The organism is Moorena bouillonii PNG, assembly GCF_001942495.1.
In the GTDB taxonomy this organism is placed as follows: domain Bacteria; phylum Cyanobacteriota; class Cyanobacteriia; order Cyanobacteriales; family Coleofasciculaceae; genus Moorena; species Moorena bouillonii.
Window position 1 is genome coordinate 1,082,547 of record NZ_MKZS01000001.1, and the last position, 10,195, is coordinate 1,092,741.

The window sequence follows — 10,195 nt, forward strand, 5'->3', positions numbered from 1 at the left end:
TTGAACGTCGATGTTGACCTAGAATCTAATGCACCAAATTAGCTGTGCCACGCCACTACGCAACTTTTTTACAAATATGAGATGCACCGGGATCTCTTTCCCCTCCTGGGAGGGGTTAGGGGTGGGTTGCTCTTGCCTTTTGCCTTTTGCCTTTTGCCTTTTTCGGCAATTCGTGTGTTTACAACCCAGATACAAATGTTATAGTTATCCAATATGTTCACAAATATAAGACCACATTAAATCAGATGACTCTTGAACCACTGGTTTACCTGAGTGGGTTTGGGCTTCTTCTAAACCAGTAACATTTAATGTGTTAATCTCAGATAACACTCGCTTGCCATCGTCATCCACTAATGTATCGAAGCCAAAAATGACTATGCCTTGCTCCAAGAAACTAGGAATAATCGTTTCAGCAATTCTGATTTCGTCTTGATCTGGTTCGCCAACAGTTGTAGAACCCCCTGCTGACATATTGCAGATCCAAGAGTCTTCTTTAGGAATCCTGAGAAAACCTCCTGTAACTTTACCATTCACCACTAGCACTCTCTTATCACCTTTGCTGTAATTTTTTAAGTACTTCATGGCTAAATAGTCACCACTATCTCTTAAGCTTTCTTCAATGACTGACTTGTAGTCATCAAGGGAGTATTGCTTATTCCCTTCCCAAGCCTGGTCATCAACTATCCTGATAATACCTTTACCGCCATAGCTGCGCAGAGGTTTTAAAACAATGGGAAACTCTTGGTAAAATTCTAAAATTTCCTCCAAAGTACTGCAAAGTTTCATCGGCGGACACAGTTCAGGAAAGTTCAGAAGAGACCCCTTTGTATCTGTTTTTTGGATTCCTGATGGACGATTAATGATCTTATCTTCGGGTACATGACTGGTAATGAATTCAAAAAACTCATCGGGTATTGGTCGGTCTATCCTCAGAAAAATCAAATCATGATCTTTAAAGTCTGTTTTGATGCTGGCATTTAAGAATTGTTCCCCGCTTTCTTGAGGAACAAAGTTATCGTCAACCAACAAGCTCATTAACTCAGTGGAAGTATAGTCATAGAAAAATTCCTTATTTTTGGGGTTTCCCCTGCTTGCCACTTGAATAGAGTCACAAACAGGATGTTTAGCCATAGTTCTGAGTAGGGGATAGATTGAACTTATTCCCCCGTGGGTATGATGATCAGTAATAGCTAGTATTCGATACTTTTTATTGGTCATGAAATAATTCCGGTAGTTTGGAAACCCGCGATTTTATTCGGTGGAGGACGTATGGCATTTGCCTTTCGCCTAGGCAATTATATGACTTTGTGGCAGTTGTGGGGAATACGTTAAGGGTGGGAAGTGTGGGGAGGGTGGGAAGTGTGGGGAGATGGGGAGATGGGGAGATGGGGAGATGGGGAGATGGGGAGATGGGGAGATGGGGAAATGGGGAGATTTTTATTAAGGGTAATTATCCTGACATGCTATAAAACCAACCCGATTGAGAATTGCTATAGTATGGTCACATCTGTTTCTGGAACTAGCTGCTAATGGTAAAGATAGCTGCCTTACCTTTGACTCTCGAAGAGTTTCTGGAACTTCCAGAGACTAAACCCCCTAGGGAATATATCAACGGTGAAATTACCCAGAAACCAATGCCTAAAACTCGCCACTCCAGACTTCAGAGCAAGTTGACGAGTACAATTAATACTGTTGTTGAGGAAGGGCAAATTGCCTACGCTTTCCCAGAGCTAAGATGTACTTTTGGCGGACGGTCAATTGTTTCCGATATAGCAGTTCTTCGCTGGAACCAAATTAAATTTGATGATGAAGGAGAGCCTATAGATGATGTGTTTATTGCTCCAGACTGGACTATTGAAATTATCTCTCCAGGCCAGAGTTCAAACCGAGTAACAGGTAACATTTTACATTGTCTAAGACATGGTTCTCAACTAGGATGGCTAATTGACCCTTATGACCGCTCGGTCTTGATTTTTCTACCTAACCAACAACCGGAATTGTGTCAGGGAAGTGACTCTCTAGTGGTGTTAGATGGTATCGAGCTTCAGTTGACAGCAGAGGAAATTTTTGGCTGGTTGAAAATGGGAAGTTCAGCAACATAAGGGAGTAGGGAGTAGGGAGTAGGGTAAGGGTGGGAAGTGTGGGGAGATGGGGAGATGAGGAGATGGGGAGATTGGGGAGATTTTTATTAAGGGTAATTATCCCGATCCGAAACTTAGTCATAGCTTACTTTTAGGTGCGACCCGTGGCGAATTTAATTCGCCTACGGAAAGCGCACCTTTGACTTCTGACTTCTAACTTCTGACTTGCGCGTAGCGCTATACCTGGCTGCTGCTGTGGTTTGGCTTAACTGATGACACCTCCTAGTTTGCTTGATTAGCAAATTTTGATAGTGTTAAGAACAAGCACTTAAGTGATATAGTACTACCCATTAAGGTGTTTGACATTGATACAAGCAGCAAAAAGTGCGACCCGTGGCGAATTTAATTCGCCAACGGAAAGCGCACCTAAGCTGTTTTAATCAACTTTTGCATGCATGCCTCTTGCCTGTTGCCTTGCGCGTAGCGCTATATTACACAGCTAAAGCCGGAGTCAGCCTGTGTTTGATAGATTTAGTAAATCAAATATGCGTCCTTGGCTGGGAGTATTGTTCCTGATCAGCCTGACATTATGTTTATGGCTGGGTAATCTATCTTTAATAACAGAGCAAGCAACGATAGGAGAATTAGTCAACGCTCAAGATACCAATACAACTCAACAGGTAAATCAAGGTATTGAACGCTACGCTAGGGGAGATTATCGCGGTGCAATTTCCTTATGGAAAGAAGCGTTAAAGGTATATGAAAAAAGTAATGAAGCGGCAACTATTGCAATTGTTAATGAAAATTTGGCAAGAGCCTATCAGCAGTTGGGGGATACTCAGGCAACACTTGCCTATTGGGAAAAGGTAATTTATTACTATCAGACTATTGGGAATTTACAGAAAGTAGGGCAAGTGCTTACGGAACAAGCGCAAGCCTATAGTAATCTAGGACAACCAGGGAAAGCAATTGCGCTGTTATGCGGTGCTAATTACGACAAATCCCAAGGAAAGCTAGAGTGTTTGCCAGGAAGTGCATTACAAATTGCTCGTGAGCAACAAGATAAACTGGGGGAAGTGGCAGCATTAGGAAGTTTAGGTGAAGCTTATCGTCTCCGGGGTGATTACAACGAAGCAATCGACTATTTAGAAAGTGCCTTAGAAGAGGCAAAAATTTATAATAATCCAGCCTATATTGTTTTGGTATTAAATAGTTTAGGTAACACTCATGCAAGTCGTGCCCAACTTTGGAATTTACGTGCCAAATCTGCTGCAAAACGTGGTATTCCTAAAGGCAAGGAATTTCAAACTAATGCCAGGGAAGATTATCAGAAGGCTTTGAGCTATTTTCAATCGAGTTTTAAACAATCTCAAGAACAAGATTATAAATCGGCTCAAATGCGAAGTCTACTGAATTTAATTCAGCTTTATGAACGCACTCAAGACTTAAATTTAGTTGATTCAGCAACGATTAATGTAGATATTCAACAAGCTTTAGAATTACTCGCTCATTTACCAGATTCTGTTACGAAGGTATATGCAGCTATAGATTTAGCCAATTTACCTGATGGTGATAGTAATATTACTTCGCCCTTAACCCAGTGTTCAGTCAAGGGAAAATTAGCAGATGCACAAGCAACAACAATACTAAATCAGGCTATCGAAATTGCCCACAAATTGCAAGCAACACGTGCTGAGTCTTATGCGTTAGGTGCCCTAGGTCATTTTTATGAATGTCGTAAAGCCTATCAAAAAGCTTGGACATTAACTCAGAAAGCACTGTTATTAGCTGACCAAAATTTGCAAGCTAAAGATAGCCTTTATTTATGGGAATGGCAAGCAGGTAGGATATTACAAAAGCAGAACAAAGAGGCACAGGCGATTCCTTTCTATCAACGTGCCTATAATACCCTAGATAAAATTCGCAGTGATATTTTAATTGCAGAACGGGATTTACAATTTGACTTCCGGGATGTAATTGAGCCTGTTTATCGTCAGTTAGCCCAGTTCCGAATTGAGTTAGCTTCTCTGGATGAAGAAAATCGTAATAAAGAATTAAATTTGGCCTTAGAAACGGTTAATTCTTTAAAACTAGCAGAGCTACAAAATTATTTTGGCAATGATTGTATTTTGGCAGCTATTAATAATACTCAAGTTGATGAACTGTTAGAACAAAACACAGCGGTGTTTAGTTCCATTATTTTAGACGATGGTACGGCAATGATTTTGACTCTGCCAAATAAGGAAAAACACTTACACTGGCTCAAAGCATCACGGAAAGATTTTAGAAATCAGATTCAAAAATTCCGCCAAGGATTAATATACGGTTCAGTGTCAATCACTTATGATACTACTGAAGCTAAAACGTTATATGATTTGATGATTCTTCCTTTTGAGGATTATTTAACGTCGCAATCTATCGAAACTATTGTTTTCATTCAAGACAGCTTTTTGCGTGACATTCCAATGGCTGCCCTTTATGATAAAAAAGCTCAGAAATACTTAATTGAAAACTATGCGATCGCTACCACCCCTAGTTTAAGTTTAACTGCACCCAAAAAACTAAATACTCAAACAGGTCGTGCGTTAATTTTGGGGGTCAGTAAAGAAGCAATAATTGACGAGCTCCCATTCCGAGCTTTGCCAAGTGTACCCTTAGAAATCAAAGAAGTTCAAAAAATCTTTCCTAATCATAAACAGTTTATAGATGAAGACTTTGAACCGAAGAAACTAGAAAAGGAAATTCAAGATACAGTTTACCCAGTTATTCATATAGCAACTCATGCTCAATTTGGAATAATTTCCGAAGATACGTTTTTAGTTACAGGAAATAATAATAAACTCACCATCAATGAATTAGAAACAGTTTTACGCCAAGTCAGTGGCGGTTCTGCCTCTGTTGAGCTTTTAGCACTAACGGCTTGTCAAACAGCGGTAGGTGATGAACGTTCTAGTTTGGGTTTAGCTGGAGTAGCTTTGCAAGTTGGGGTCAGAAGTGCAATGGCTTCCCTTTGGTCTGTGGGAGATGAATCTACATCTTTGTTAGTGAAAGAATTTTATATAAATGTACATCAATTGGGAATGAGTAAAGCTAAAGCGTTACAAGCTGCTCAGATAAAATTACTTAAGGCAAAAGAAATCCCAGAAATAAATAACCAATATGATAATCCTTATTTTTGGGCACCGTTTATTATGATTGGCAATTGGTTATAAAACCTAGATATCACTTATCCCTATTTACAATTTCCTCCAACCACCTAATTTTATCCGCATCTTCTTCTAACTCAGACTTAGTGAGGTCTTCCACTAAACTGGAACCAAGCTTTCCCATTTTTCCAGGTTGCGCCAACTTTAGCGCTTCTGTAAATGCTTCATACCAAAAATCAGCCCCAGCATAGATATCTACTTTCTGGGAACTATTAATTGTGGTAGATAGCCTACTTTTTATCTGTGTTGGCAACTCTACAACTCTGAATTCTGCCCTTTCGACTATAACACCATCTGGACAACGAATTGCCATCTGCCACAAATATTTTTTACCTACAGTTAATCCTGGGTGATTCTCTGGTAAAGACAGCTGAAAAACTCCTGGTTGAGTTTGCTTTTCAATGGGACTACCCAATTGTTTAAGTGTATTATTCGACTCAAACTCAAACAGTCTAAACTCTATTTGATTAGAACTGGAAACAAAGCCAGCAAAAGTGGGATGTACTGAAGCCGTTTGACTAACATAAGTCTGAGGTGCCAGGAGTGTCAAGGGTATTGCTTCACCTGGACATCCCCTACGACCTCCAGTTCGGGAATAGTCAGTAGCAGGTTTTCGATCACGTGGTTCAAAACCAGCTATAGCAGATGGCACAAACAATAGTAACAAACTGAGGGTACAGCTAGTTACTAGTCTGTAATTAATAGGTTTATTAAGGAATCCTAAAAGTTGAGTATTCATACTGAAGGAGCGACGAAACAGGCTGAAATGCTTGGTATGTCAAGCTACTCGGTTTTTGTGGTAGAAAAAAGGTAGGTCTTCTATTTGCAACAAAATTTACTTATTGACAGGATGGGCTTTCCAATAGGGGAGTAAATCGCCCTTGGGTCGCACCGCCATGTTACCCTCATTATACTAAAACGACCTAAAAAGTAAATTCAGTTTAACCGATTAGATGTTTATAAAAATTTTGATTAATCTATTACAATAAATCAAAACGGTTAGTTCGTAAAAATTAGCAAATACTATCTATTTAACGATTTTTAAAAAAAAGTATAATCAAAGCGAAACAGCATTATTTTTACAAATGATCTAGGATTGCTATAGTTATTTTTTGATTTGGTTACGACGACTTTTACGACCTGTTAATTGCCAGGTTAATTCACATAACGTTCCTTTAGTAAAAAGAGACTCACGTCTAAAATCACCTCCCAAACTTTTCGCAACATTTTTGAGTAACTGTGTCCCTTTGCTTTCAGAGAATGAGGACATACCAGAACCATTATCTTTTATGCTCAGAGTGTACCACCCTTGGTTTTCTTTACCAGTAGCTTCGACACGTTTTACGCCTTTAGCGTGTTTTCCAACATTGCACAAAGCTTCTTCGAGAAATAGGCATAGTTCTTGTCTTTGTTCAAGGATCAAGTATTTATCATCAATGGGATCAAATGCACGGATTTTTACCTTCAGAGTTTTTAAATACTCCAAGTCATCACGTTCCAATGTACTGGTATATACTTGATAAAAAAGCTCATGAATAGGACGTTTTAACTCTAGCTTTAAACCGCTTCCTAATCTTATACTTTCTTCTGGAGTTAGTGCTTCTAGGTTCAGATACTCGCCAATTTCTCTGATTTCATGATTGAGTTTCTCTAATTGCAATAGCAATTGTTCTTGTGGCGCATCTTGACTTCGCAGATGCTTCAACACATGGGCTAGTGTTTGTAGAGGACCAGCATGAATAAGATCAAATGTATGTTTTATTGTACGTTGACGTTCCTTAATTTGAGATTTTAAACCCTGGTCATGTTGATAAAATGCAAACGCACTTAGTCCCAAACCATTAATTACTAAAATTAACAAACCTGGTACTAAAGAAACCCACCATCCCCATACTATTAGTAAATAGGTTATTCCAATTAAAGCCAAACTAGTAGCACCAACAGCTAATATATTTTTCCATATAGATTGAGTTATTCGAGCGATAATTATGGGAATAATTCCCCAGATTATTATCCACAAATTTTCCCATTTATCATGCCAAACGTTTAAAAAAGCTCTGTTATTGAAAACACCATTAATTATCTGAGAAATAACATGAGCATGGAATTCTACACCATAAATCTGACCGTTAATTTTTGCATAGGAACCAGCAACTACTGAAGTATTAAAAAGGTCAGGGACACTCTGAGCAGTGATGCCAATTAAAACAATCCGCTTATGAAATAATTTCGGGTCTAGTTGGCCAGATTGAATATCTTTGAGTGATACAATAGTAAAGGGCTGTTTGCCACTCCGAAAATTAACTAATATCTTTAATCCACTATCATTACCCCTGATATATCCCCCAGAATTAGGTAAAAAGCGAGTAATTTCTGTGGTGTCAAACCTGATAGTATTAGGGTCACTGATACCCGTTTCTATATTAATCCCTTGCGCAGATAAATAGGCTTGTGCGACGCGCAGGGATAGGGAATATTTATCTTCATCGGGATTTTGGGGGTTTTGCGGTGATGTAGTCCAAAGCAAATAACGTCTATATTGACCATCTTGATCTGCAATCATATCAGAAAACCCCACTTGCTGTTTCGGTAATTCTGGAGGTGGAGGAATTTGATCGGGTGGTAATATTTTTTCAATCCCAATGAGATTTTTGTGTTGCTGAAAGACTTTTGTTAGTTTGGCATGATCTGGCTCAATAGGTATATCTCTAACAATATCAAGACCAATAGCAATTGGCTGATACTCTTCTATTGTTTGGATCAGTTCAGCGATTTCTCCATCTGGTATGGGATAACGTCCAATACTGCGGATGTCCTCTTCGTTAATACCAACAACTACAACCTTATCATCTGTTGGTTCCCCAGGACGAAGACGTAAAAAAGTATCAAGGGCTATCCACTCGAAAAATTGGAGTGAACCTATTAAACGTAGTATAACCACTATTATGATAACTGCTATTCCTGGAACTGCAGCTTGTCGCCATATGGCAATTTCTGTGTTGATTTTTTTTCTAATTTTACTTACCATATGACAAGTGACACTGAAAACTACAAAATCCAGAATGCAAGTAGTCTTTAATAGTGTTTATGATCTATCAATATTTAAAACTACACCAACACAATTATTGAAATAGTTTAATTTTCAAAAATCAATCAATTAGTCCTTCTTCTCTGGCTCGATTCAGAGTTGTAATCCGAATATTCTTACCTTCTTGCTTGCAGTCTTGGGGATAAACACCGAGAACATCTTGGATTTTCGTCCAATAGGTACGCACCGCCCGTTCACATTTATACATGCGCTCAGAGATTTGTTTATCTGTCAATTCTTCCTCAGAGGCTAGTTTCAGGACGTCTAACCATTCTGGTTTCAGTTCCAATCCAGTTTTAATATCTCTTGTATGGGTTGCTCCTTTTAGTGCTAAGTCAACCCTGATTAACATTTCCGATTCCGAAAGTTCCTTTTCTGCAATCACAAAGCCACCTTCATGGTTATCAATATCATGTTTGATTCGTACAAGTGCCTTGACATGACTGCTTTGCACCAGGAAATTATGTTGGGGATAGTTTTTTAGTAACTTCTGAAGTAAGTAAATACCCGTATCAGTTTGGGAAGTCATTCCTGGATTTTCTGGTATACACAAATCCATCACCAAAAGGTCAAAGTGAGAATTAGCGATTTCCTCTTGAGCTTGTTGTGCGGTTTTTGCTTTGACTATTTCTGCGTCTGGATACTGTTGGCTTAGCTCGTTGACTGTTCCTTTCAAAATGAGTTGGTGGTCATCTACTACTAAAATCTTCAGGTTACTGGTATTGGGTAAATCTTGATTTATTGTCAACCGTTCAGAGCTGGCATTGACCATATCACCTTCTCCTATAGTTTGTCTTAAAACTTTCTCAAAGCTATCGTTGCTATAAGTAGGGTTTAGCCTATCTAACTTGTGATAGTTTCCTTCTAGGATTTGTATTGTTTTACCTAGGAAACTGCACTCCTCACAGTAGGTTTGCTATCCCTTTCAAGGTCACTGTGAAAATCGAAAGTAGTACTAAGCAAATTCTGCTAAACCTACGTAAGTTTGCGCCAACGTACCAGAAAAGTTAGCGCTCCAAGCAGAAGCGCCGGGTTCAATGAAGCCGTTACCGAAAAAAGTAGCACTACCAGTAACCGTGTTACCACCAGTAACCGTGTTGCCAGAAAACTGTATAACAATCGAACCACCGACAATCTCCGCCGGAAACGATTGCCAGATTTTTTTCTAGCAATAAATACAGTATCCAAGTTTTTCTAAAAGGATAGCTTGTATTGATTGACTGATAAGCCTTCTAGAGATTGGCTTCCCGGAGAGTGAGAAAAGAGAGGGAGCATGTCACAAATGCCGAACATTTGTACTAAATTTATAGCCCCCTCATGGGTTTAAGCTTGCTCTGATGGTACATAGTTCATCTGTTCTGCAACTTTGACCTCCTCCCGAGAAAAGAGAGGAAGCATGTGCTCCTACAAGAGAAAGATGCTACCGAACCATCATACACCCCCGTTTCAACAGGAGGGTATGCATTTCCGGCATTTCCCGCTACAATGGGAAATTTTACAGCTGAAAAACTTGACAAGGCGAATGCCTCTATTGGTAAGTAGGAAGTCTCTGCCAATGGAAACGACCTATTCCTAGAATAGGTTACCCCTTCTACGGTGATATTGTAGATACTACCCATATCCTTAATTTCCTTACTAACATTCTTACTAACAAGTGAGCAAAATCTACCTATAAGTTCATTAATCACTTGTTTATCTTCTGATGCTGTATGTACCTATAGTATCGCAGGTGCATTGAATAGCATATACAGAAAAGTGTAAATTTTCTGACGGGGTGACAAACAGCCTTAAAAGCCTTACTGGGTGTGGGGTGTGGGGTG

Annotated in this window: 7 protein-coding genes; 3 read left to right on the plus strand and 4 right to left on the minus strand. The window is 39.2% G+C overall.

The annotated features are described in order from the left end of the window. Positions 1-204: 204 nt before the first annotated feature. Positions 205-1,218, minus strand: a complete 1,014-nt coding sequence (locus tag BJP37_RS04440) for an ATP-grasp domain-containing protein (protein WP_075896804.1) — start codon at positions 1,216-1,218, stop codon at positions 205-207. 159 nt (positions 1,219-1,377) lie between these two features. Here BJP37_RS04440 and BJP37_RS40745 point away from each other — a divergent pair, with 159 nt between their 5' ends. From BJP37_RS40745 to BJP37_RS04455, 3 genes are all read left to right on the plus strand, one after another. Further along, complete coding sequence (locus BJP37_RS40745) at positions 1,378-1,530, plus strand: hypothetical protein (protein WP_198953952.1); 153 nt, start codon at positions 1,378-1,380, stop codon at positions 1,528-1,530. Further along, positions 1,530-2,102, plus strand: a complete 573-nt coding sequence (locus BJP37_RS04450; RefSeq protein ID WP_075896808.1) for a Uma2 family endonuclease — start codon at positions 1,530-1,532, stop codon at positions 2,100-2,102. Before BJP37_RS40745 ends, BJP37_RS04450 begins: the two co-directional genes overlap by 1 nt. Positions 2,103-2,599: 497 nt before the next feature. After that, entirely contained in the window at positions 2,600-5,293 is a 2,694-nt protein-coding gene (locus tag BJP37_RS04455) for a CHAT domain-containing protein (RefSeq protein WP_075896810.1), read from the plus strand. 10 nt (positions 5,294-5,303) lie between these two features. Here BJP37_RS04455 and BJP37_RS04460 read toward each other — a convergent pair whose 3' ends face one another. The 3 genes from BJP37_RS04460 to BJP37_RS04470 all read right to left on the minus strand — a co-directional run bounded on the left by BJP37_RS04460 (position 5,304) and on the right by BJP37_RS04470 (position 9,147). Next, a complete protein-coding gene (locus BJP37_RS04460) occupies positions 5,304-6,026 on the minus strand; it encodes a DUF928 domain-containing protein (protein WP_075896812.1) in 723 nt (240 codons plus the stop codon). A gap of 366 nt (positions 6,027-6,392) precedes the next feature. Beyond that, positions 6,393-8,315 (minus strand): sensor histidine kinase, encoded by a 1,923-nt coding sequence (locus tag BJP37_RS04465; protein ID WP_075896814.1) that lies wholly within the window; start codon positions 8,313-8,315, stop codon positions 6,393-6,395. Positions 8,316-8,436: 121 nt separating this feature from the next. Then, the gene (locus tag BJP37_RS04470) at positions 8,437-9,147 is read right to left on the minus strand and encodes a response regulator (RefSeq protein WP_075896816.1); all 711 of its coding nucleotides are present in this window, start codon (positions 9,145-9,147) and stop codon (positions 8,437-8,439) included. Between the last annotated feature and the right edge of the window lie 1,048 nt (positions 9,148-10,195).

What these genes read in the sequence shown, in the direction of transcription:
- BJP37_RS04440 (WP_075896804.1), bottom strand. Translation starts at nt 1,218, where the DNA reads ATGACCAATAAAAAGTATCGAATACTAGCTATTACTGATCATCATACC.
- BJP37_RS40745 (WP_198953952.1), top strand. Translation starts at nt 1,378, where the DNA reads ATGGGGAGATGGGGAGATGGGGAGATGGGGAGATGGGGAGATGGGGAA.
- BJP37_RS04450 (WP_075896808.1), top strand. Translation starts at nt 1,530, where the DNA reads ATGGTAAAGATAGCTGCCTTACCTTTGACTCTCGAAGAGTTTCTGGAA.
- BJP37_RS04460 (WP_075896812.1), bottom strand. Translation starts at nt 6,026, where the DNA reads ATGAATACTCAACTTTTAGGATTCCTTAATAAACCTATTAATTACAGA.
- BJP37_RS04465 (WP_075896814.1), bottom strand. Translation starts at nt 8,315, where the DNA reads ATGGTAAGTAAAATTAGAAAAAAAATCAACACAGAAATTGCCATATGG.
- BJP37_RS04470 (WP_075896816.1), bottom strand. Translation starts at nt 9,147, where the DNA reads ATGGTCAATGCCAGCTCTGAACGGTTGACAATAAATCAAGATTTACCC.